This is a genomic window from Bacillus sp. Nf3 (assembly GCF_003028545.1).
In the GTDB taxonomy this organism is placed as follows: Bacteria; Bacillota; Bacilli; order Bacillales; family Bacillaceae; genus Bacillus; species Bacillus safensis.
The window spans coordinates 626,339-648,851 of sequence record NZ_PYUA01000002.1; the positions used below are offsets into that span (position 1 = coordinate 626,339).

Consider the following 22,513-nt stretch of genomic DNA (forward strand, 5'->3'; position numbering starts at 1 on the left):
GGAGGGAACAACACGTGTCGAGTTTAAAAGAGAACTATCCATCTAAGGTGAAAACGTATCAGCCCAAACCACCTTATGTCCTCAACTGCATCAAGGCGTTTTTAATTGGTGGCTTGATCTGTCTAATAGGTGAGGGGCTGCAAAATTTCTATATCCACTTTTTTGATTTTAACGAAAAGACAGCAGGGAACCCAACAGTGGCAACCCTCATTTTAATTTCTTCTATATTAACTGGAATCGGTATTTACGATAAAATCGGCCAGTTTGCTGGAGCGGGATCGGCCGTACCAGTGACAGGCTTCGCTAACAGTATGACAAGTGCTGCCCTTGAGCATAGAAGTGAAGGGCTTGTTTTAGGTGTTGCCACAAATATGTTTAAGCTCGCTGGGAACGTCATTGTGTTCGGTGTCGTCTCGGCATATATCGTAGGGATCATTCGATACATCTTGGAAAAGATGTTTTCGTAGGAGGAATGAAAGGTGAAACTAACAGGTAAACAATCTTGGGTATTTGAGCACAAGCTTTATGTCAATGCAGAAGGAACTGCTGCAGGACCTAAGGAAAAAGAGGGTCCAATTGGACATTTAATTGATAAAACATACGATGAAATGCACTGTGATCAAAAGAACTGGGAAATGGCTGAAAGGAAGCTCATGGATGATGCGATATCAACCGCTTTATCAAAAGCAAATTTGCAAAAAAGCGATATTGATCTGTTGCTGGCTGGAGATTTACTCAACCAGAACGTCACTGCAAACTATGTGGCAAGAGAGCTGAAGATCCCGTTTCTCTGCTTGTTTGGAGCATGCTCGACCTCAATGGAATCGGTCGCCATTGCGTCAGCACTCATTGATGGTGGCTTTGCAAATAGAGCCATCGCAGCAACAAGCAGTCACAATGCGACCGCAGAACGCCAATTTCGAAACCCGACCGAATACGGCGGACAAAAGCCAGATACAGCAACAAGTACCGTAACAGGGAGCGGAGCCGTTATTATCAGCCAAGAGCCCTCACAAATTCAAATTACAAGTGCAACGGTAGGCAGGGTCATGGATCTTGGCATTACAGATCCATTTGATATGGGGTCGGCCATGGCACCGGCCGCGGCAGACACCATCAAGCAGCATTTAGAAGACTTAGGAAGAACAGTAGATGATTACGATTTGATTTTAACTGGAGATTTATCAGGCATTGGTTCACCGATCTTAAAGGATCTCCTGAAAGAAGAAGGTATTCAGCTTGGGCGAAAGCACGATGATTGCGGTTTAATCATCTATACGCCCGATCAAAACGTATTCGCTGGAGGCAGCGGCTGTGCTTGTTCAGCGATTGTGACATTTAGTCATATTTTTCAAGAAATGAAAGCAGGGAATTTGCAAAGAGTACTCGTTGTGGCAACCGGGGCGCTACTCAGCCCGATGATGGTTCAGCAAAAAGAGACCATTCCAACCATTGCGCACGGTGTCGTATTTGAGCGTGCAGGAGGAGAGAGCTAATGGATTATCTTATCGCTTTTGTGGCAGGTGGACTTATTTGTGTCATTGGCCAGCTTTTGCTAGATGTACTCAAACTCACGCCTGCACATGTCATGACTACTTTTGTTGTGGCGGGTACCATTTTAGATGGATTCGGTATTTATGATAAATTTATTGAATTTGCCGGTGCAGGCGCAACCGTACCAATCGTCAGCTTTGGTCATAGCTTGCTTCACGGGGCGATGCACCAAGCGGATGTACATGGATTCATCGGTATCGGCATCGGTATTTTTGAATTAACCTCTGCTGGTATATCAGCTGCGATTTTATTCTCATTTATTATCGCACTTATCTTTAAACCGAAAGGATAACCTAATATGGGGCAAAGACGGAAAGTCATTTTAGTGACAGACGGAGATATATATGCTGCCAAAACCATTGAGCTCGCCGCTAAAAACGTCGGAGGACGATGTATTTCTAGCTCAAAAGGAAATCCAAGCAAACGGACAGGACCTGAACTTGTTCAGATGATTTTAAAAACGCCGTATGATCCAGTTTTTGTGATGTTTGATGATTCTGGACTGACCGGTGAAGGAACAGGCGAGACGGCGATGAAACATGTGGCACGCCACCCTGAAATCGAAGTCATTGGCGCGATTGCAGTTGCATCCAAGACGCACCAAGCCGAATGGACAAAGGTCCATGTCTCCATTGACCGGGAAGGTGAACTGACAGAATACGGTGTCGACAAACACGGTCTTCCCGAAATGGAGCCCCATAAAATGAGCGGGGATACAGTGTATTGTCTTGACTCCCTCAATCTCCCGTTCGTTGTCGGGATTGGAGATATTGGCAAAATGGGACGGAAAGATGATCTGAGCAAAGGATCTCCAATCACGATGAAAGCAGTTGAATTGATATTAGAAAGGAGTGGTTTCCGTGAAGAAAGACAAGGTAAACGTGTACCGAGATCCGAAGAAAAATGAAGATTACTTCAAGGAAAATGTCGGAATGGGTCTCAGCTTCGACCTTGGTGTTCGGAAAATTTATATACACGATCAGGAAATCCAACTTTACTATGTAAACGGATTGTGTGATACACAGTATATCATCTACTTATTAAAAGAACTAATCGAAATCAATGACAACGAACCTGAATCAGATGACCTTGCCCGTGTGGTTGAGAACCGCCTTGTCAATCAGCAGGTTTCCAAAGTAGAAACGCTGGATGAAGCGGTGGATCAAGTGCTTTCTGGGCTTGTGGCAGTCGTTGTAGAAGGTGAAAACTACGCATTTATCATTGACGTCAGAAGCTATCCTGGCAGAATGCCAGAGGAACCGGATACTGAAAAGGTTGTCCGGGGAGCAAGAGACGGATTTGTTGAAAACATTATTGTAAATACAGCGCTTATTCGAAGAAGAGTACGGGATGAAAAGCTGCGATACAAAATGCTCAAAGTAGGCGAACGTTCCAAAGCCGATGTTTGTGTTTGCTATATTGAAGATATTGCAGACCCAGATCTTGTAGATATTATAGAAAAAGAAGTATCAGGAATTAAGGTCGATGGGCTGACGATGTCTGATAAAACGATTGAAGAATTTATTATTAAGCAAGGATATAATCCCTTTCCGCTAGTGCGTTATACCGAGCGTCCAGATGTCGCCGCTAACCACATATTAGAAGGGCATGTCATCATCATTACGGATACATCCCCTAGTGTCATCATTACACCAACCACTATTTTTCACCACGTTCAGCATGCAGAAGAATATCGCCAGGCACCTGCCGTTGGTACATTCCTAAGATGGGTACGCTTTTTAGGCATTTTATGTTCTACCTTTCTTTTGCCGATTTGGTTTCTTTTTATCCTTGAACCAAATCTTTTGCCTGACAATTTAAGCTATATTGGGTTTAACAAACCTTCTCATATCCCTGTGATTCTCCAAGTGTTCCTTGCTGATTTCGGGGTGGAATTTTTAAGGATGGCAGCAATTCATACGCCAACCGCATTGTCGACCGCCATGGGACTGATCGCGGCTGTTTTAATTGGACAAATCGCTATTGATGTCGGTTTGTTTACACCAGAGGTCATCTTATACGTTTCACTGGCGGCGATCGGTACCTTTACAACGCCAAGCTATGAGCTGAGTGTCGCCAATAAGATTGTCAGGCTCATCATCCTAGCACTAGTGGCGATCTTCAAGCTGAATGGACTCATCATTGGTTTTACGTTGTTACTCATTTATTTAACTTCCATTCGTTCATTGCAGACGCCTTATATGTGGCCGTTCCTCCCTTTTAATGGGAAGGCTTTGTGGCAAGTGCTGATTCGGACGTCTGTTCCTGGCTCAAAAGTAAGACCGAGCATCGTTCACCCTCAAAACAGATCAAAAATTCCGCCAAATTCTTAAGGCTCATTGAAAGTGGCTGAAGATTGTGATATTGTATTTTTAACTTTGAGACAAGGCACAAGGCAGCTCACGTAGCTGCCTTTTTTCAGCCGAAGCGGAGAAAGAGGGAATGACATTGTATTTACACGGCACTTGCAGACAAAATGAACTCGGTCATTTAGAAATTGGTGGTGTTGATGCCGTTTCTTTAGCTGAAACGTATGGGACACCACTTTATGTATATGATGTGGCTTTAATACGGGAGCGCGCAAAAAGCTTTCAAAAAGCATTTATAGAGGAAGAATTAACAGCGCAGGTAGCATACGCGAGTAAAGCATTTTCTTCTATTGCCATGTTTCAGCTTGCTAAAGAAGAAGGATTATCTCTTGATGTTGTCTCAGGCGGTGAGCTTCACACAGCCATTTGCGCTGGGTTCCCAGTAGAAAAAATTCATTTCCATGGCAATAATAAAAGCAGAGAAGAATTAAAAATGGCTTTAGAGCATGGGATCGGCTGTATAGTTGTGGATAATTTCTATGAAATGAAGCTCATTGAACAGCTTGGTCAAGAGCTGTCAAAAAAAGTGAAGGTATTGCTCCGCATCACGCCTGGTGTCGAAGCGCATACGCATGATTACATTACGACAGGTCAAGAGGATTCAAAATTTGGCTTTGATCTTCACAATGGACAAGCAGATGAAGCGGTGAAACAAGTGCTTGGTTCAGAAGTGATCGAGCTTTTAGGTGTCCATTGTCATATCGGTTCACAAATTTTTGATACGGCTGGTTTTGTCCTTGCAGCAGATAAAATCTTTATGAAGCTGGATGAATGGAGAGAATCATTTGGTTTTATTTCTACAGTGTTAAATTTAGGCGGCGGCTTTGGGATTCGTTATACAGAAGAGGATGAACCACTTCCTGCGACAGAATATGTCGAGAAAATAATCCAAGCTGTGAAAGAGAACGTGGCCCGCTATGAGTTTGATATGCCAGAGATTTGGATAGAACCAGGCCGTTCTCTTGTTGGAGATGCAGGGACGACTCTTTATACGATCGGATCATCAAAACATGTACCTGGCATCCGCGATTATGTTGCGGTAGATGGCGGAATGAGTGACAACATTCGTCCGGCTTTATATCAAGCGAAATATGAAGCGGCAAGTGCCAATAAAATGAGTCAAACGCATGATCAAACCGTTTCAATTGCCGGTAAATGCTGTGAAAGCGGAGATATGCTTATTTGGGATATCGATTTGCCAGAGTTATCACAAGGGGATTTATTGGCTGTCTTTTGTACCGGAGCTTACGGCTATAGTATGTCAAACAACTATAACCGCATCCCGCGCCCAGCGGTTGTGTTTGTAGAGGACGGGGAAGCGCAGCTTGTGGTTGAGCGTGAAACCTATGAGGACATTGTCAAACTTGATTTACCGTATCAATCAAAAGTGAAATCATCTAATTAAAAAAGCTGCCTGGGGTACAGGCAGCTTTTTTAATGAATTATTTTCCTCCAGTGAATACAGAGACGATCGCGTTCCAGATGGAGACAAAGAAATCCCAAATCTTTTGAAGAAGGTTTTTCCCTTCATCCGATTCTATGAATTTTGTAATCTTGTCTTTTGCTTTATCAATTTGAGATCCTACTTGATTCCAATCGATATTGATGTTTTTCATTTTATCAAATAGCGAGACAAGCTGATCTTTTTGATCCTGCGTCAGATTTAAGTTCAAATCAGAAGCAGCCTGATCGACTTTTTCTTCTACTTCTTTGGTGGTTTTAGGGACACCGTTTTTTGCAATGTCATCTTTGATTTTTGCAATAAGGGCAGAAGCGTTGTCTTTCCCGATAGAGTCACCTAATTTAGATGTAGTCACAAGCTCTTCGTTTGCCACCTGCTTCACATCTTCTGGAATGGCTTTGTCGCTTGACACCTCATACGCTTTAAGTAAGCCCGTCAGTGCGGCTGTACCAGATACTTCAAATGGAGCAGTGACGACAACCTTGGCATCCTTGACACCTGCTGTCATTAAAGCATTTAAATACATCTCATCTGTAATGGTCTTGATGTTGTGTGTATCCACAGTCAGACCAGTGCCTGATTTCTCAATGGTGATAGATGAAGATGATAATGCTCTCGTCCCGATAGAAGAACGAGGGATATACTTTCCTAAATATTCGTGCTCTTCTTTATTGGTTACTTCAATTTTTGTCGCATTTTCAGGTGGATTCAACTCGTCAAGAACCTTTTGTCGATCAGCTGGTGTTAAGTCTTGCCCGAGTGTGACGATGACATCGCCGACAGCTGCATCCGCTAAGCTGACTTTTGGCGCACCAATTAGGAAAAGGAGCGCTGCCATCATACCAAGCATCATTTTTTTAAACATGTTGACCTCCTTCAAGTCGAAAGCGTTCCTCTTTCAAGAGAAACTCAGCTTTTGAGTACACGTACAGAAATGCACTCCATCATATAGACGTAACAAATTGACTCGACGTTTCAATTTTCTTTTTAAGATGTGTTCCTTTTCCAATAAATGAAGACATGTCATTTCGTCACATATCATTTTATTAGGAAAAAAGAATCAAGCAATCCTATTTTATCAATCATCAGTTAAGAGGTAAATGACAATCGAAGAGCAGGGGATGTTTAACATCACCGAAAATGTGCTATAATGAGCGTTGTTTAACCTGAAAGGAGAATGTGAAAAATGGCGAAAAAAGGATACATACAATTAACGAATGGAAAGAAAATTGAGTTTGAACTTTACCCAGAGGCTGCTCCAGGTACAGTAGCAAACTTTGAAAAATTAGCGAATGAAGGCTTCTACGATGGATTGAAGTTCCACCGCGTGATTCCAGGCTTCGTAAGCCAAGGTGGCGACCCAAACGGCAATGGAACGGGTGGTCCTGGTTACACAATTAAATGTGAAACAGAAGGAAATCCACATCAGCACGAAAGAGGTTCATTATCAATGGCACATGCTGGTAAAGACACAGGCGGCAGCCAATTCTTTATCGTACATGACCCGCAGCCGCACTTAAACGGTGTTCACACTGTTTTTGGCAAGGTAACATCTGGTATCGAGGCTGTACTTGATATGGAGCAAGGCCAAGGCATGGAAAAAGTTGAAGTTGTAGATGCTTAATCTAAAACACCGCTATACGCGGTGTTTTTTATTTTGTATCTGATTTTACAGTTATTTGTTCTGTTAAGCGGTAGGTGATGATCCAATACAAAATGGCTGTGGCGCTGATAGCGGCACCAAATAGACACACCCCATTCCAGCCATAGTTTGCGTATATGCTGGTTGAAACAATTGAACCGGTCGCACTACCGATGGAGTAAAAAATCATGTAAGCAGCCGTAAGCCGGCTTCTCGCCTCAGGCCGCACTGTGAAAATCATAGTCTGATTCGCTACGTGTACTGCCTGCACAGATAGGTCAAGAATGATAATGCCAATGACTAAGGCAATAAGTGAATGTTCAGTCAAACTGATGAAAAACCATGAAATGAATAATAGGACAAGGGCTATACCGCTTGTGAACTGCCCAAAACCTCGATCAGCAAGGCGGCCAGCCCGAGCAGCCCCTAACGCTCCGGCTGCTCCAGCAAGACCAAATGCGCCAATAGCAGTATGTGAAAGAGAGTGTGGCGCAGTACTGAGAGGCAGCACGAGTGAAGTCCACAACGTACCAAAGACGATAAAAATCAGAAGAGCTAGAATCCCGCGGATGCGCAGGATCCGTTCTTGTATGAACAATACAAACATTGAACGAAGCAGATGAGCATAGGATAATGACTCTCTTTTGCTGTCATCACGCGGGAGTACTCGGAACAATACGCCAGTTAGGATCAGCATGATGACGGCAGAAACAAGATATACAGACCTCCAGCCAGCAAAATCGGTTAATACACCAGCAAAGGTTCGTGCGAGAAGAATACCGATGACGATTCCACTTTGCACCAAGCCGACGATACGGCCGCGCTCTTCTGGAGCAGCCCAACTTGCTGCAAACGCAACGAGTACCTGAGTGACTACAGCGAGCAGTCCGACCAATGCTAATCCTATAAATAGGACGGTGACGATAGGAGCGATGCCGACTAGAATGAGGGCAAGCACAGATAAAAGCATCTGACCAATGATGAGCCGGCGTCGATTCAACAGATCACCAAGTGGTACGATCAGTAGCAGCCCCGCCGCATAACAAAGCTGAGTAATCGTAATGACAATACCGATGGATGAATACGTGATATCGAACTCGGCTGCCAGTGAATCTAGTAACGGTTGTGCGAAGTATATGTTTGCAACAGCCATCCCGCAGGCTGTTGCAAAAAGTAGTGCCATATAGTGAGTCATTTTATCTTTAACCATTCATTGCATCCCCTTCTTTTTATACTAAAAAGAATAATATACTGATCGGTACAAAATGATTACTGTTAAGGATAACCATCAAAATGTTTTAAAGTCAAGAATTTATTCTGTGTTAATCTTGAAAGAAGAAAGACGGTTTGACAATTTTACCTGAACAAAATACAATCATAATGTACTGATTAGTAATGAAAAGAAAATGATATCCTTATAAATAAAGAAATAGACAATTGTTATCGTGAAAGGATTTTATTGTTGAAAAGAGGAATTGATGATGGTTCGACAGCGTGAGTTTGATGAGGAAAAAGCGTTGAATGATGCAATGATGCTTTTTTGGGAAAAGGGGTATAGAGCTACAACGTTAAGCGATTTGACTGCAAAAATGGGAATACAGCGGCCAAGTTTATACGCAGCCTTTGGAGATAAAGAGGAATTATTTGAGGCTGCATTACGCACATATACAAAGCAGCATGCAGCCCGTATTCGAACAAAACTTCAAAACAATCGATCTGTAAAGGAAGCATTTCATCTATTATTGACAGATGTAGTGGAAGAGGAATATGGAGATGGCCCAAGTAAAGGCTGTTTTTGCATTAATACAATAGTGGAGCTTGCTCCACACGAAGAGAAATTTGAAATTCTGACAAGAGAGCATCAAATGTATCTTTCGGTTATTTTTGAAGAAAAGATAGTGCAAGGTATTCGCTCAGGTGAGCTCGAAAGCGGCTCAAATGCTAAAGCCTTAGCACAAACACTGGTCGTTTCTTTCATCGGGCTCACCGTCCTAATGAAGTCACGTCCAGAGCGTTCATTTGTAGATCATTCTATAGCGACGATCCTATCCATTTTAAAATAAAATGGACAACACGCTATGACTGCTTCTGAGAAAAAATTATACAAAATAGTGAAGCGTATTTTGATCCATAACATCAAAATACGCTTTTTCTTTTAGGGCAGTCATGCACAGAATCTTTTTTTATGATATGATAAGAGAACAAACATTCGTATTTGTGAAAAGCCAGCACATCCAGCTGCAAATGAAGAAAATAGAAAGAAGGAGAGACTTTGAAACCACTCACTAAAGAAGAAAAAAATCAAATGATGATGGCCATTCAGCGTTACTTTGCCGAAGAACGAGAAGAAGAGATTGGTGAATTAGCAGCCATTAATATACTAGAATTTATCACAAAAAACCTTGGAAGCTACTATTATAATCAAGGGGTTCGCGACAGCCGCAGCATCGCTGTTCAGCGGTCACAATTGTTAGAGGAAGACTTATTCGCACTCGAAAAAAGAATATAATCGAAAAGACTGCAGTATCGTGTGAAACGAACTGATAAATAGGAAAAAGACCCCCTTAATAAAGAACGCATATTCGTATCATATGTAATGATTAAGAGGTGGAACCAAAGGGCCATCTGAATCGTTATATAAGTAACCATTAATGAAAATCAGCTTTTTTGGTTTTATTTCAATAAAAGAAGGAATAAAACATACAAATAGGCGAAGTGCAGATGATGGAGGTTCTAAATATGGGGAAAATTAAATTAAAAATTGCAATCTTATTTGTTTTACTGCTTTGTTTAGGCGCAGGTTATTTATACATGAATGGCATGAAAATTGAAGATGTGCCAACAGCCATTGGCGAGAGCTTAACAAATAATGATAAAGATTACACTATCTATGAATATACCATTACGAAAATTGATGGAGATGAATATTGCGGTCAAGCAAAGAATGGCACCAAAATCATTTTTAATGGAAAGAAATTTGAAGATGATGTGGCCGATCTGAAAAAAGGCGATCGTATTAAAGCCTACTTTAGTAATGAAAAAAGAATAGATGGACTGATAAAAGTAGTAAAAGTCGTTAATTAACATGTCTCCTTTCCTATAAGGAGGCTTTTTTTGTGAAGAATCATGATTGTTGCATTTGAAAACAAGTATCGCTATAATAGCTCCTAAGGACAGCTAAATATCGATTGTATCCTTCGGGGCAGGGTGAAAATCCCGACCGACGGTAATAAAGCAAATGCTTTACAGCCCGTGACCCGTTAATTTATTAACGGTTGATTCAGTGAAAAGCTGAAGCCGACAGTGAAAGTCTGGATGGGAGAAGGATAAAGAAAGCTATGAACGAAAAATATTTGTTGATCATAGTCTTATTTCTGATGCAAAAAAACCACAGCCCCGGAATTTTTTCCGGGGCTTTCTGTATGTTTTTGTTGTTAATAGACGCATGCAGTGTTTATTAGGTGATCCCTCATCTACCTTGTATGGACCATAAAAAGCGACGAAGGTGCTCAATCGATCACATGTCCCTAACATCGCTTTTTTAAAAAGTGAGAAATACAAATGAAAAGAAAGGGAGGATCACATGTTTACGGGGATTATTGAAGAAGTTGGCACCGTTCAGTCATTAAGTAAAAAGTCAGCAGATGCCATGGAAATTGTCATTACATGCAGCCGTGTGCTGGAAGATGTTCACCTCGGAGACAGTATCGCCATTAATGGAGTATGTCTGACAGTCACAAGCTTCACAAAAGGACAGTTCGCGGCAGATGTGATGCCAGAGACGGTTAAATCGACATCACTGGATCAGCTGACAAAAGGCAGTCCAGTGAATTTAGAGCGAGCCATGTCCTCAAATGGACGATTTGGCGGCCATTTTGTCTCAGGCCATGTTGATGGAACGGCTGTCATTACCCGAATAGAAAAGAAGAGTAATGCCATTTACTATGATTTAAAGATGGACAAGACCCTCACAGATATGCTCACCCAAAAGGGTTCGATCGCAATAGATGGTGTCAGCTTGACCATTTTCGATTTGCGAGATTCACAAGTCACAGTCTCTATTATTCCTCATACGCTTGAAGGAACTATTTTCCCGACTAAATCTATGGGGGATATCGTGAATATAGAGTGTGACATGATCGGTAAATACATTTATCGTTTTTTAACAAAAGAGCAAGGCGATAAACAGCCATCTCGATTGACCCCATCATTTCTAAAAGAGCACGGATTCTAGGAGGCGATTGTATGTATCATTCTGTTGATGAGGCAGTAAATGCCCTTAAACAAGGAGAAATCATTATCGTAGTGGATGATGAAGACAGAGAAAATGAAGGAGACTTTGTGGCACTTGCTGAGCATGCCACACCTGAAGTGATTAACTTCATGGCTTTACATGGAAGAGGCCTCATTTGTACGCCAGTCGATGCGTCGATCGCCAAACACCTGAATTTGCATCCAATGGTTGAACATAATACAGATGCACACCATACAGCATTTACAGTAAGCATCGACCATGTGACAACGACAACTGGTATCAGTGCTTTTGAGCGCTCCACGACCATGCTGGCCATGTTAAATAAAGACGCAAAGCCAGACGAATTTGCCCGTCCAGGCCATGTTTTTCCGCTTATTGCAAAAGAAGGCGGCGTACTAGAAAGACCAGGTCATACAGAGGCGGCGGTTGATCTTGCTAAACTGGCAGGCTCAGAGCCAGCGGGAGTCATATGTGAAATTATGAATGAAGATGGATCAATGGCTCGCGTCCCTGAACTAAAGGAAATTCAAAAACAGCATGACTTAAAGATGCTGACAATAGAAGCATTACAGACATATTTAAACAATAATCAAACAGCGACTATCGAAACAAAATAAAAATCACAAAAAAGGATGATCAACATATGAATACAATACAAGGTCATGTAGTAGCAGAAGGACTAAAATTTGCAATCGTTGTAGCGAGATTCAATGATTTTATTACAAGTAAACTGTTAGATGGAGCAGAAGACACATTGCTCAGACACGGAGCAAATGGTGATGATATCGATGTTGTGTGGGTACCAGGCGCTTTTGAAATCCCGTACATGGCAAAAAAATTAGCTGAAACCAAAAAATATGATGCAGTCATCACACTTGGAACCGTGATCAGAGGCGCAACGACTCACTATGATTACGTTTGTAATGAAGCTGCTAAAGGAATTGCTCAAAGTGCAATGTCAACAGGGGTACCGATTATCTTTGGTGTACTGACAACAGAATCGATTGAACAAGCCATTGAAAGAGCTGGTACAAAAGCTGGAAATAAAGGCAGCGAATCGGCTGCAGCTGCTATTGAAATGGCGAATCTCAATCGAACTTTCTCTTAATTTAGTGAAAAAGAGTTTAAAAACGGTATAAAAATGTTTATAATGTGTGATGAGTAAATGAATCATAAGACATTTGCTGGAAATCAGGATAATTTGAATATTGAGGGGTATATATGTTAATTCGTTACAAGAGGTCTTTTGAAAAAATTGCCATGGGACTCCTGTCCTTTATGCCGGGTGAGAAAGACGTCAAACAGCTTCAGCAGACGATGAAGTCATATGAAATGGATGAAGATCGGCAGCTGTTCCTATGGAAAGATGGCGAGGATATTGTAGGTGCTATTGGTGTGTTGAAAACAGACGACCAAGTACAAATCGAACATATTAGTGTGAATCCATCCCATCGTGATCAAGGAATCGGCAAGGAAATGGTTTTAGCCGTGGAAGACATATTTAAAACCAAAACACTCATTCCAAATGAATTAACGCAAGGCTTCTTTCATAAGTGTCACAGCGAATCAAATTAAATATCACACATGTAAAAGCAGAGGCTACAGTCCTCTGCTTTTTTTACGTTCAATCTGCTTTTTTCGCTCCAGCAATACATCTGTCCGGTCACGGAGTCTATGTTTTTCGATTAAAAATGTATGGGATAAGTTGCTTTCCTGTCCAAAAAGCAGTCCTTCTTTTTGGGCCATTTCTTGGCATAAAGAAAGAAGTGCTTCATCTTTGATCGGCAGCATCACACTTTCATAAGGCATATCTTCATCCATTTTCTTTTTCAGCGTTCTCAGAAGCATCAGAAATGCCTCATCATCCAGACCGAGATTCGATAATACTGAACGGTTTGCTTCTAACAAATGAAGACTGTTAGAAATGAGCCTTTTTGCTCCTTTTCCATTTCCCCGTCTTTGATGATACAAGGCAACAGCGAGCTGAATGAGCCCGACCCAATATTCTTTGCGCTGCTCAGGGGGATCTTCCTTCCAATATTCCTCTAGAATTTCATGACACTCAAAATAATCTCTTGTCGTATGAAATTCGTGTAAAAAAGCTACGTACGCTTCAGGATACACAGCGGTCATCTCCTTTTCCACTTTCAGTCTAACATATTGAAAAGAAAAGAAGAAAGAGCGTCCCTTTAGTGAAAAGGACGCTCTGTTTCTTTAATAAACCCAAGCCGCGCCAACGATGATCAGCAAGATGAAAAGCACGACAATAAGCGCGAATCCTCCGCCGAAGTTATAGCCATCTCCCATAATGATACGGCCTCCTTTTTCATCAGTTCTGATTACAATGGTATTCTATGTATAAATGCCCTTATTGGTATGGGCGAATCCACTGTTTTTCTTGATTTGCCCAAGGCATCATGGCCGAAATTATATTGGACGAGAGCTTTATCCTGTCTTATACTAAAGGTTAGCCGGTGAAACGGTACTTAGAAGACAGTAGAAATGGTGAGAAAAAGATGCTGGAATATCAGGTGAAAATAGATTCGTTCGAGGGTCCTTTGGACTTGCTTTTACATTTAATTAACCGGTTGGAAATTGATATTTATGATATTCCCGTCGCTAAAATTACGGAGCAGTATTTATTATATGTCCACACGATGAGGGAGCTTGAGCTCGATGTTGCGAGTGAATATTTGGTCATGGCTGCAACCCTCCTCAGTATTAAAAGCAGAATGCTTCTTCCGAAACAAGAGGAAGAGCTGTTTGATGAAGACCTGCTCGAAGAGGAAGAGGATCCTCGAGAAGAGCTGATTGGCAAATTGATTGAATACCGCAAGTATAAAAATGCAGCACAAGAACTAAAGGAACGCGAAGAAGAAAGGCAAAATGCCTTTACAAAACCACCGAGTGATTTAAGCGAATTTGCAAAAGAATCAGAAGCGAAGGACACAAATTTACACGTAACGGTGTATGATATGTTAGGTGCGTTCCAAAAGGTATTAAACCGAAAGAAAATAACGAAACCAGCACCATCAAAGATTACAAGACAAGAAATCCCGATTGAAGACAAAATGAATGAGATTATGAACCATTTAAGAAAAACAAAAAAGCGAACCAATTTCATGACTCTATTTCAACATGATCAAAAGGAACACCTTGTCGTGACGTTTCTTGCTGTTCTCGAATTGATGAAAAGTCATCAAATCATGTTAGAGCAGGAAGGGAACTTTGAAGACATTTATATCATAGGGAGTGAAACGATTCATGACGCTTGATATCGTGAATTGGAAAGCCATCTTAGAAGCGCTGCTGTATGCAGCAGGTGACGAAGGCTTAACAAGAAAACAGCTCATGGCTGTTCTTGAAGTAGATGAGTCGGTATTACTCGACATTATGTCTTCCGTAAAGGAAGAATATCAAAAACAAGAACGAGGGATTGAGCTCATTGAATATGCAGATTCATATATGTTGCTGACGAAAAAAGAATACAGCATGTATTTAAAAAAATTAGTCGAGACACCATCCAAAGGTTTGTCGCAGGCAGCGCTGGAGGTGCTTGCCATTGTTTCTTATAAACAGCCGATTACACGCAGTGAGGTAGAGGAGATCAGAGGAGTCAAATCAGAGCGGGTACTTCATAGCTTAGTAGCCAAAGCGCTGCTCTGTGAAGTAGGACGTGCCGATGGTCCGGGACGAGCGATTCTTTATGGGACAACCCCTACCTTTTTAGAGCAATTTGGCTTAAAAGCCTTAGATGAATTACCGCCGCTTCCAGAGAATGTGGAAGCAGATGGTGTGCAAGAAGAAGCTGATCTATTTTTTGAGAACTTCAATCAAACATTTGAAGATATAAAATAGTTCAAAAGAAGGAAAAATGTATGATAAAATATAAAAAAGATTTTAGGTCTAAAATCTTTTGATGAAAGATAAAATGGTGACAAAGCCATGAGGGGAAGGTAAACAAGAAACAAATGGCACATATGAATGTAAAGGCTCAAGTTGATCAAGCAGGCGTCTTTTTATCAAAGGTTGCAATTGAAATGAATGGTTTTCTGAACGAAGCCACCTTATCAAGCTTGAAACGATTAAACCCCGAAGCGGAAGCCTATTATTGTGACATATTGAGTACATTACGGAAGCTTGCAGTGTACAGCGAGGATGCAGCAGCAGTTTGCAGGAAAATGGGGCAGCAGCAGACATTTCCGCAGCAAGCCGCACAGCAGATGCTTCACCGTATTTATCATCAATGTATTGAAGAATTTTTCACGCCGAAAAAGGATACATGGTATGAAGACAGCCGTTCGGCCTATACAGGAAAAAGCAGCATTGTTTTTCACCATGAAGTATCCGCTGATATGAAACAATTATTTTCTTCATTAGAAAAAGACTTTTTAGCGATGAGAGAAGAGCTGGAATATACGACTTCTCATCAACAAGTGAAAATGGTATAAGTAATTCGAAGAAGCGCCTCTACATGTAGAGGCGCTATTTTTTATGGACGAGGCATCATAACTTTTTCAGCTGAGCATACACTTGTACAAAACCGACAAGGACGTGAATGAACATGCCCTATTTAAAAATTGGAACAGCAGTCCTTCTTCTATTTACACTCTTACTGCCTTTTTCCTCACATGCCAAAGCAGACATTTCGTTATCAGTGAGTGCAAGAAGTGCCATTTTAATAGATGGACAGTCAGGCAGAGTCCTATTTGGAAAGGACGAGCACGAAAAAAGAAGAATCGCCAGTATTACAAAAATCATGACGGCTGTATTAGCTATTGAATCAGGAAAAATGAAAGATACCGTCAAAGTATCAAAACGCGCGATTCAAGCGGAGGGCTCATCTATTTATTTAAAGGAAGGGCAGAAGGTGAGCTTAGAAGATTTGACATACGGGCTCATGCTGCGTTCTGGAAATGATGCAGCTGTTGCCATTGCAGAGCATGTTGGCGGCAGCTTAGAAGGCTTTATTTTTATGATGAATCAAAAGGCGGCTGAACTAGGAATGGAGAATACGAATTTTCAAAACCCACACGGACTCGATGATCATAAAAATCATTATTCATCAGCCTATGACATGGCGATCCTAACAAAATACGCGATGAAACATAAACAATATCAAAAAATTGCCGGTACGACTTTCTATAAAGCGAAAACAATGGAAGGCTATTGGAAAAATAAAAACAAGCTACTCACCGGTTTATACGAATATTCAACTGGAGGGAAAACAGGATATACAAAACTTGCAAAACGTACACTCGTCTCCACCGCTGAAAAAGGGGATGCTGAGCTGATCGCTGTGACCATTAATGCGCCGGACGACTGGAAGGATCACATCTCGATGTTTGAATATGCATTTGATCACTACAAAACGTATGTGCTTGCTGAAAAAGGAAGACTTGCTTCGTTAAAAGGGACCTTTTACGAAAAAAAAGCGTTTATCAAGCGTGATGTGGACTATTTTTTAAATGAAGATGAGAAAAAACTTGTCAAAATTGAAACAGAAATGCTCACCCCTAAAAAGAAATGGAAAAAAAACGCCGAAGCCATCCCAGATGTTGTAGGGAAAATGACGATTTTATTAGATGGACAGGTGATCGAGCAATTACCGATTTTTTATGAGAATAAACGAAACCGCATGCCTCAGAAAAGCTTTCAAGAAATGTTTAAGTCTGTCTTTCAGACATCTATAGGCGGATCTTCATGGTCAATCTAATTTGGGTATTTCTCACTGTCATCGGTCTTGTCTATGCGATGTTTAATGGAACGATGCATGAAGTGAATGAGGCTGTATTTAAGGGCTCAAAAGAAGCGGTTACTATTTCAATTGGTCTGATTAGTGTCCTCGTTTTTTGGCTCGGGCTCATGAAGATTGCCGAAGAGGCAGGGCTGTTAAATTTCTTTAGTAAAATGTGCCGGCCCTTTATTTCAAAGCTATTCCCGGATATTCCGCCTAATCATCCTGCAATGGGGTATATTTTGTCCAATCTCATGGCAAATTTCTTTGGTCTTGGGAATGCCGCTACACCACTTGGGATTAAGGCGATGGAGCAGATGAAAGCATTAAATGGCGGAAAAAATGAGGCAAGCCGTTCTATGATTACATTTCTAGCGGTCAACACATCCTCTATCACACTTGTGCCAACAACCGTCATTGCTATAAGAATGACCTATGGGGCAGATCAGCCAACAGACATTGTAGGACCAACCATTTTAGCAACACTCATTTCAGGAATCGGAGCAATTCTCATCGATCGTTATTTCCACTATCGCAGAAGCAGGCGGGGGTGATCTTGTGGCATTTATTAACTGGCTGTCACTTGCTTTGATTCCACTGATCATCGCAGGGATTTTGATTGCTGGAACCATTAAAAAGGTACCAACCTATGAAACATTTGTGGAGGGAGGAAAAGAGGGTATTCAAATTGCCTTTTCCATCATTCCCTATTTAGTGGGCATGCTTGTAGCTATTACGATATTCCGTGCGTCAGGTGCGCTTGATTTTGTTATGGGACTTTTAAAACCAGTCTTTACAGCGATTGGTTTCCCGGCAGAAGTCGTTCCGCTTGCGTTTATTCGCCCGATATCAGGAACGGCTGCACTTGGAATGACATCAGATTTGATAGCGACGTATGGCCCAGATTCTTTTATTGGCCAGCTCGCGGCTGTCATGCAAGGGTCAACAGACACCACCCTTTACATTTTGACGGTTTATTTTGGAGCAGTCGGTATTAAAAAAATGGGAGATGCGCTAAAAGTAGGTTTGTTAGCAGATCTCATTGGTGTCATTGCATCTGTGATTATCGTCAGTTTGTTATTTAGCGGCGCCTAATCAGGCGCTTTTTTGTATTTCATGGATGGAAAATTGCTTTTTAGCTGAAATTAGACAGACGAAACGCTTATTTTTCCACGAATGCTTGTTTGTTTTAGGTCAAGCAAGTAAGATAGTACATGAGGTGAAAGACAAATGGAACGTTTACAGAAAGTAATTGCACATGCCGGCGTCGCTTCAAGACGAAAGGCTGAAGAATTAATTAAAGAAGGACGAGTTACCGTTAATGGTCAAACAGTGACAGAGCTCGGAGTGAAGGTGGGCTCTTCAGATAAAATTGAAGTCAATGGCTTAAAGCTTGAAAGAGAAGAACCGGTTTACTTTATGCTTTATAAACCGCGCGGCGTCATTTCTGCTGCCGAGGATGATAAAGGACGTAAGGTCGTCACAGACTTCTTTGATGATGTCCCGCAGCGCCTTTATCCAATCGGCCGGTTAGATTATGATACGAGCGGTTTGATTTTGATTACAAATGATGGGGAATTTGCCCATAAGCTCATGCACCCGAAATACGAAATTGATAAAACGTATGCAGCGAAGCTAAAAGGCATACCATCAAAGGAACTGCTTAGAAAGCTAGAAAAAGGGATCATGTTAGATCATAAAAAAACAGCACCTGCTCGTGCGAAAATGCTTTCTATTGATAAACGAAAGCAAACTTGTATTGTCCAATTAACCATTCATGAAGGCAGAAACAGACAAGTACGCCGCATGTTTGAAGCGATCGGCCATGATGTCTTAAAGCTAAAGAGGGAGCAATATTCGTTCCTTCATATTGAAGGTATGAGACCAGGAGACCGCAGAGAATTGTCTCCACATGAAGTAAAGCGCCTGAGAGCAATTGCCGATCATGGGAAAAGCGCTTTTTAATTTTCACATAAACTTCAAAAAATGAAGAAGCATCAAAAGAAGGAGAATGCTATAATTTACCTGAATGTCTATGGGGAAGGGGTACTTCAGATGAAAAAAAGACGGTTTTTCATACGGACGGGCATTCTCCTCGTGATGCTTGCTGCACTATGTTATACAATGTATAACTCAGTATTTGCCAAACAGGATCGAGTCAAAGAAGGATCTATTGCGCCAAACTTTGTCCTTCAATCTGTGGATGGGGATCGGATTGAGTTAAAGGACTTAAAAGGCAAAGGTGTCTTTCTTAATTTTTGGGGTACATGGTGTGGTCCGTGTAAACAAGAATTTCCTTATATGGCGAATCAATATGAAGTGTTCAAGGATCGCGGTGTGGAAATTGTCGCAGTCAATGTTGCGGAATCCAAGATTGCCGTGAAAAATTTTATGGAATCCTATGGCGTGAATTTTCCTGTTGCCATGGACAAAGATCGTCAAGTAACAGAGGCGTATGATATTGGGCAGCTGCCAACTACGCTTTTACTTAATCCTGAAGGCAAGGTAATCAAAGTCATAAAAGGAACAATGACAGAACGTCAAATCTATGAGTATATGAATTTGATTAAACCAAAGGGGTCATAGAATGAAAGAGGTAAAGTGCGAGTGTGGACATATTAATCCAATCGGTACTCTTCTATGTGAATCATGCGGGAATCCTATTGCGGCTAAAGAGAAGAACTCTTCAAAGCTGCTTGATATGAGATATGACGGCAGTGCAAGACGCTCGCAAACATACAACAAAACGATTGTTGATAAAGTATGGAACTTTTTTTCTTCGGTTAAAGTGGGTGTGTGGCTGATTGTCATTACACTGCTTGCTTCTTCGCTTGGAACGATTTTTCCGCAGGAGCGATTTATTCCGCCAGGTGCATCTGCTTCCACGTATTATGAAGAGCAATATGGATCGTTTGGCAAGCTGTATTATACACTTGGATTCCATGATCTTTATAATTCTTGGTGGTTTTTAGCTCTTATCGCATCAATCGGAATCTCCCTTGTTATTTGTAGTCTCGACCGCGTTATTCCTCTTTATCGAGCACTCAAAAACCAAGGGGTCATTAAAAAAGAAGGCTTTATGAGAAGACAGCGTCTGTTTAGTGAGACAGACAAAACATTAGATCAGCATACATATGAAGGCATCATCAGAGTAATGAAACAAAAGCGTTACCGCGTGCGAGAAGAAAATGGGTATATTTTAGCCGAAAAAGGACGTTTTTCACGCTGGGGACCTTACGTCAATCACATTGGATTAATCATCTTTCTCATTGGATCGATGCTCCGGTTCGTCCCGGGCATGTACGTAGACGAAACGCTGTGGGTCAGAGAAGGTGAAACTGCACCGATTCCAGGTACGGATGGTCAATATTTCTTGAAAAATAATGCGTTTTCAATTGATCGTTATGAAACTGGAAATGAAAAAGAAGTGTTTGAGAATGCCATTGAAAAAGCTGGCGACGGTCAAGTGGTGAAAAGCTATAAAACGGATGCCGTATTATACAAACGTGAAGGAGAAGTTGTATTGGGTGAAAAGCCCAAGCTGAAGCAGGTCACAGAACACGATATCAAAGTGAATGAACCGCTCAAGTTTGACAATTTCTCATTATATCAAGTGGATTTTAAACAAAATGAACTCGATCAAATGGTCTTTCAGCTGATTCGTAAAGATACAGAAAAATCTTTCGGTACAGTGAAGATTAATCTGCTGGAGCCTAAGTCAGAATATGATCTTGGTAGCGGTTACAAAGTCAAAGTGATGAGCTATCTGCCTGATTTTTATTTTGACGATGATGGAACACCAAGTACGAAAACAAGGAATCCAAATAATCCTGCTTTCGTGTTTGAAATGATTTCTCCTGAAAAACCTAAAGGTGAAAAAAGTTTTGTCGCCATTCAAGAGACAGTAGAGGGTTCTGATAACAATCTATATAAAATGAAGTTTGATCGGGTTGAAACGAAAAACGTCACAGGGTTAACTGTTAGAAAAGATTTAACACTAGGGGTACTTATTGTAGGCGGAATCATTTTCATGATTGGTGTCGTGCAGGGGATGTATTGGCAGCATAGAAGAATCTGGCTGTCGGCAAAGGATGGAAAAGTATTGGTGGCAGGACATACAAACAAAAACTGGTTCGGCTTAAAGTCCGATCTTAACGTGTTACTGAGCGGCAGTGGCATCAAACAGCCAGTTGATCAAAAAGAGCTGCCTGATACAACAAGTATCAGCAAAAGCAAGGGGGAAGGATTAGATGGCGGCAGTCAGTGAAAATCTGTTATTTGCAGCTTTTCTATTTTATTTAGCGGCAGTTCCTTTTTTTGGTGGTGCCATTAAAGGAAAAAAGAAAGAAGATGGACCGCGAAGGAATAAGGCGGCACTCATTGGCATTACGCTTACTATCATCGGTTTTTTGAGCCAGTTGGGCTATTTTATTTCAAGATGGATTGCATCTGGTCATGCACCAGTCAGTAATTTGTTTGAGTTCACTACGGCTTTTGGCATGATGCTGGTGCTTGCATTCATCATTTTATATTTTGTGTATCAAGTGTCTGTACTTGGTTTATTCACACTTCCAATCGCTTTATTGATTATTGCCTATGCAAGTATGTTCCCATCAGATATTTCACCACTGATCCCTTCACTTCAAAGTAATTGGCTTTATATTCACGTGACAACAGCAGCACTTGGTCAAGCCATTTTAGCCATCAGCTTTGTGGCAGGCGTCATCTTTCTATTAAAGCATGTGGATCAAACAAAGCCAGGAAAGAAGACGTTTGGTTTAGAGCTTGTCATGTTTATGATTGTGGTGACACTTGCATTTATCGCTGTCACGTCTATCTTTAGAATGACAGGATATGAAGCGACATTTAATTGGATCGATAAAAATAAAGAAAAAAGTGTGATGGTCTATGAGCTACCAGCTCTTGTCGGACCTCATAAAGGGGAGCTTGTGACGGAAGATCGTTTGGAGCCGTTTGTTGAGCTGCCGCCTGTTTTTTCAGGCAGAAAGGTCAATACAGTGTTATGGTCATTTAGCGTAGGGCTGATTATATACGGACTCATTCGATTGATCATTCGCAAACGACTGAGCGCACTGCTTCAACCGCTAGTGAAACAGGTGAACCTAGATTTAGTCGATGAAATTGGGTATAGGGCTGTTTCGATTGGTTTCCCTGTATTTGCATTAGGCGGGCTGATCTTTGCCATGATCTGGGCGCAAATAGCATGGACTAGGTTTTGGGGCTGGGATCCGAAGGAAGTATGGGCATTGATTACGTTTCTCTTTTATGCAGCCTATCTTCATCTTCGCTTGTCGCGAGGCTGGCATGGTGAAAAGTCTGCTTGGCTTGCTGTGATCGGCTTCGCCATTATTATGTTTAATCTCATCTTTGTCAATCTTGTCATTGCGGGGCTTCATTCCTACGCATAATCACAAGGAAAAGCCAACTTTTATGATTCAATTCGGCTTTTTGTTAAAATGAATGTAACAACGGA

The 22,513-nt window shown here is 41.4% G+C and carries 28 protein-coding genes and 1 riboswitch; of the genes, 24 read left to right on the forward strand and 4 right to left on the reverse strand.

Features of this window, described 5'->3' with window-relative positions; translation table 11 throughout:
* Positions 1-14 precede the first annotated feature (14 nt).
* The 6 genes from spoVAC (at position 15) to lysA (ending at position 5,328) form a co-directional block, all read left to right on the forward strand.
* Positions 15-467: a stage V sporulation protein AC gene (spoVAC, locus tag C9414_RS08075; RefSeq protein ID WP_047204123.1), complete on the forward strand. Its 453-nt coding sequence runs from the start codon at positions 15-17 to the stop codon at positions 465-467.
* Between the two features lie 12 nt (positions 468-479).
* Positions 480-1,496 carry a stage V sporulation protein AD gene (gene spoVAD / locus C9414_RS08080; RefSeq protein WP_107163399.1) on the forward strand — a complete coding sequence of 339 codons (1,017 nt, stop codon included), beginning with the start codon at positions 480-482 and terminating at the stop codon, positions 1,494-1,496.
* Positions 1,496-1,846, forward strand: a complete 351-nt coding sequence (spoVAE, locus tag C9414_RS08085; protein ID WP_007501045.1) for a stage V sporulation protein AE — start codon at positions 1,496-1,498, stop codon at positions 1,844-1,846. Before spoVAD ends, spoVAE begins: the two co-directional genes overlap by 1 nt.
* A 6-nt stretch (positions 1,847-1,852) precedes the next feature.
* Positions 1,853-2,461 carry a stage V sporulation protein SpoVABEA gene (spoVAEA, locus tag C9414_RS08090; protein ID WP_060697230.1) on the forward strand — a complete coding sequence of 203 codons (609 nt, stop codon included), beginning with the start codon at positions 1,853-1,855 and terminating at the stop codon, positions 2,459-2,461.
* Positions 2,406-3,887: a spore germination protein gene (locus C9414_RS08095; RefSeq protein ID WP_107163400.1), complete on the forward strand. Its 1,482-nt coding sequence runs from the start codon at positions 2,406-2,408 to the stop codon at positions 3,885-3,887. Before spoVAEA ends, C9414_RS08095 begins: the two co-directional genes overlap by 56 nt.
* Before the next feature lie 115 nt (positions 3,888-4,002).
* The gene (gene lysA, locus C9414_RS08100) at positions 4,003-5,328 is read left to right on the forward strand and encodes a diaminopimelate decarboxylase (protein WP_047204119.1); all 1,326 of its coding nucleotides are present in this window, start codon (positions 4,003-4,005) and stop codon (positions 5,326-5,328) included.
* A 37-nt stretch (positions 5,329-5,365) separates the two neighbouring features.
* Here lysA and C9414_RS08105 read toward each other — a convergent pair whose 3' ends face one another.
* Entirely contained in the window at positions 5,366-6,250 is an 885-nt protein-coding gene (locus C9414_RS08105) for a DUF1002 domain-containing protein (RefSeq protein ID WP_024422856.1), read from the reverse strand.
* Between the two features lie 321 nt (positions 6,251-6,571).
* Between C9414_RS08105 and C9414_RS08110 the strand changes: the two genes are divergently transcribed.
* Positions 6,572-7,009 carry a peptidylprolyl isomerase gene (locus C9414_RS08110; protein WP_008359679.1) on the forward strand — a complete coding sequence of 146 codons (438 nt, stop codon included), beginning with the start codon at positions 6,572-6,574 and terminating at the stop codon, positions 7,007-7,009.
* A 28-nt stretch (positions 7,010-7,037) separates the two neighbouring features.
* Here the strand turns inward: C9414_RS08110 and C9414_RS08115 are convergent, their stop codons facing one another.
* Positions 7,038-8,237 (reverse strand): MFS transporter, encoded by a 1,200-nt coding sequence (locus C9414_RS08115; RefSeq protein WP_107163401.1) that lies wholly within the window; start codon positions 8,235-8,237, stop codon positions 7,038-7,040.
* 271 nt (positions 8,238-8,508) lie between these two features.
* Between C9414_RS08115 and C9414_RS08120 the strand changes: the two genes are divergently transcribed.
* The 7 genes from C9414_RS08120 (at position 8,509) to C9414_RS08150 (ending at position 12,857) form a co-directional block, all read left to right on the forward strand.
* Positions 8,509-9,090, forward strand: coding sequence for a TetR/AcrR family transcriptional regulator (locus C9414_RS08120; RefSeq protein ID WP_107163402.1), 582 nt, complete (start codon positions 8,509-8,511; stop codon positions 9,088-9,090).
* Between the two features lie 209 nt (positions 9,091-9,299).
* A complete protein-coding gene (locus C9414_RS08125) occupies positions 9,300-9,536 on the forward strand; it encodes a DUF2164 domain-containing protein (protein ID WP_039179646.1) in 237 nt (78 codons plus the stop codon).
* Between the two features lie 230 nt (positions 9,537-9,766).
* On the forward strand, positions 9,767-10,111 hold the full coding sequence (locus tag C9414_RS08130) for a hypothetical protein (protein ID WP_107163403.1): 345 nt from the start codon (positions 9,767-9,769) through the stop codon (positions 10,109-10,111).
* A 105-nt stretch (positions 10,112-10,216) separates the two neighbouring features.
* Positions 10,217-10,358: riboswitch (FMN riboswitch) on the forward strand.
* Positions 10,359-10,610: 252 nt separating this feature from the next.
* Positions 10,611-11,261, forward strand: coding sequence for a riboflavin synthase (gene ribE / locus C9414_RS08135; RefSeq protein ID WP_039179642.1), 651 nt, complete (start codon positions 10,611-10,613; stop codon positions 11,259-11,261).
* Positions 11,262-11,272: 11 nt separating this feature from the next.
* Positions 11,273-11,899 carry a 3,4-dihydroxy-2-butanone-4-phosphate synthase gene (gene ribB / locus C9414_RS08140; RefSeq protein ID WP_080967235.1) on the forward strand — a complete coding sequence of 209 codons (627 nt, stop codon included), beginning with the start codon at positions 11,273-11,275 and terminating at the stop codon, positions 11,897-11,899.
* Positions 11,900-11,925: 26 nt separating this feature from the next.
* Positions 11,926-12,390, forward strand: coding sequence for a 6,7-dimethyl-8-ribityllumazine synthase (gene ribH, locus C9414_RS08145; RefSeq protein WP_029706184.1), 465 nt, complete (start codon positions 11,926-11,928; stop codon positions 12,388-12,390).
* A gap of 113 nt (positions 12,391-12,503) precedes the next feature.
* Positions 12,504-12,857 (forward strand): GNAT family N-acetyltransferase, encoded by a 354-nt coding sequence (locus C9414_RS08150; protein WP_039179637.1) that lies wholly within the window; start codon positions 12,504-12,506, stop codon positions 12,855-12,857.
* A gap of 24 nt (positions 12,858-12,881) precedes the next feature.
* Here the strand turns inward: C9414_RS08150 and C9414_RS08155 are convergent, their stop codons facing one another.
* Together C9414_RS08155 and C9414_RS08160 are read right to left on the reverse strand one after the other, a co-directional pair.
* Positions 12,882-13,406 carry a DUF309 domain-containing protein gene (locus tag C9414_RS08155; protein ID WP_047204116.1) on the reverse strand — a complete coding sequence of 175 codons (525 nt, stop codon included), beginning with the start codon at positions 13,404-13,406 and terminating at the stop codon, positions 12,882-12,884.
* Positions 13,407-13,496: 90 nt separating this feature from the next.
* A complete protein-coding gene (locus C9414_RS08160) occupies positions 13,497-13,589 on the reverse strand; it encodes a YjcZ family sporulation protein (protein WP_012010430.1) in 93 nt (30 codons plus the stop codon).
* Between the two features lie 209 nt (positions 13,590-13,798).
* On the opposite strand from C9414_RS08160, the gene C9414_RS08165 reads away from it, so the two are divergent.
* The 10 genes from C9414_RS08165 to ccsB all read left to right on the forward strand — a co-directional run bounded on the left by C9414_RS08165 (position 13,799) and on the right by ccsB (position 22,448).
* On the forward strand, positions 13,799-14,557 hold the full coding sequence (locus C9414_RS08165; RefSeq protein ID WP_024422848.1) for a segregation/condensation protein A: 759 nt from the start codon (positions 13,799-13,801) through the stop codon (positions 14,555-14,557).
* The gene (gene scpB, locus C9414_RS08170; RefSeq protein WP_107163404.1) at positions 14,547-15,140 is read left to right on the forward strand and encodes an SMC-Scp complex subunit ScpB; all 594 of its coding nucleotides are present in this window, start codon (positions 14,547-14,549) and stop codon (positions 15,138-15,140) included. Before C9414_RS08165 ends, scpB begins: the two co-directional genes overlap by 11 nt.
* A gap of 113 nt (positions 15,141-15,253) precedes the next feature.
* Positions 15,254-15,733 (forward strand): YpuI family protein, encoded by a 480-nt coding sequence (locus C9414_RS08175; protein ID WP_041085975.1) that lies wholly within the window; start codon positions 15,254-15,256, stop codon positions 15,731-15,733.
* Between the two features lie 113 nt (positions 15,734-15,846).
* Positions 15,847-16,998, forward strand: a complete 1,152-nt coding sequence (locus tag C9414_RS08180; RefSeq protein ID WP_107163405.1) for a D-alanyl-D-alanine carboxypeptidase family protein — start codon at positions 15,847-15,849, stop codon at positions 16,996-16,998.
* The gene (locus tag C9414_RS08185) at positions 16,986-17,573 is read left to right on the forward strand and encodes a nucleoside recognition domain-containing protein (protein ID WP_039179626.1); all 588 of its coding nucleotides are present in this window, start codon (positions 16,986-16,988) and stop codon (positions 17,571-17,573) included. Before C9414_RS08180 ends, C9414_RS08185 begins: the two co-directional genes overlap by 13 nt.
* A 4-nt stretch (positions 17,574-17,577) precedes the next feature.
* Positions 17,578-18,114 carry a spore maturation protein gene (locus C9414_RS08190; protein WP_041085969.1) on the forward strand — a complete coding sequence of 179 codons (537 nt, stop codon included), beginning with the start codon at positions 17,578-17,580 and terminating at the stop codon, positions 18,112-18,114.
* A 135-nt stretch (positions 18,115-18,249) separates the two neighbouring features.
* Complete coding sequence (rluB, locus tag C9414_RS08195; protein ID WP_024422842.1) at positions 18,250-18,984, forward strand: 23S rRNA pseudouridine(2605) synthase RluB; 735 nt, start codon at positions 18,250-18,252, stop codon at positions 18,982-18,984.
* Between the two features lie 90 nt (positions 18,985-19,074).
* A complete protein-coding gene (gene resA, locus C9414_RS08200; protein ID WP_047204114.1) occupies positions 19,075-19,605 on the forward strand; it encodes a thiol-disulfide oxidoreductase ResA in 531 nt (176 codons plus the stop codon).
* Between the two features lies 1 nt (position 19,606).
* Complete coding sequence (gene resB / locus C9414_RS08205; protein WP_107163406.1) at positions 19,607-21,286, forward strand: cytochrome c biogenesis protein ResB; 1,680 nt, start codon at positions 19,607-19,609, stop codon at positions 21,284-21,286.
* Entirely contained in the window at positions 21,270-22,448 is a 1,179-nt protein-coding gene (gene ccsB / locus C9414_RS08210; protein ID WP_039179613.1) for a c-type cytochrome biogenesis protein CcsB, read from the forward strand. The genes resB and ccsB overlap by 17 nt, the downstream gene beginning before the upstream one ends.
* Positions 22,449-22,513: the final 65 nt, after the last annotated feature.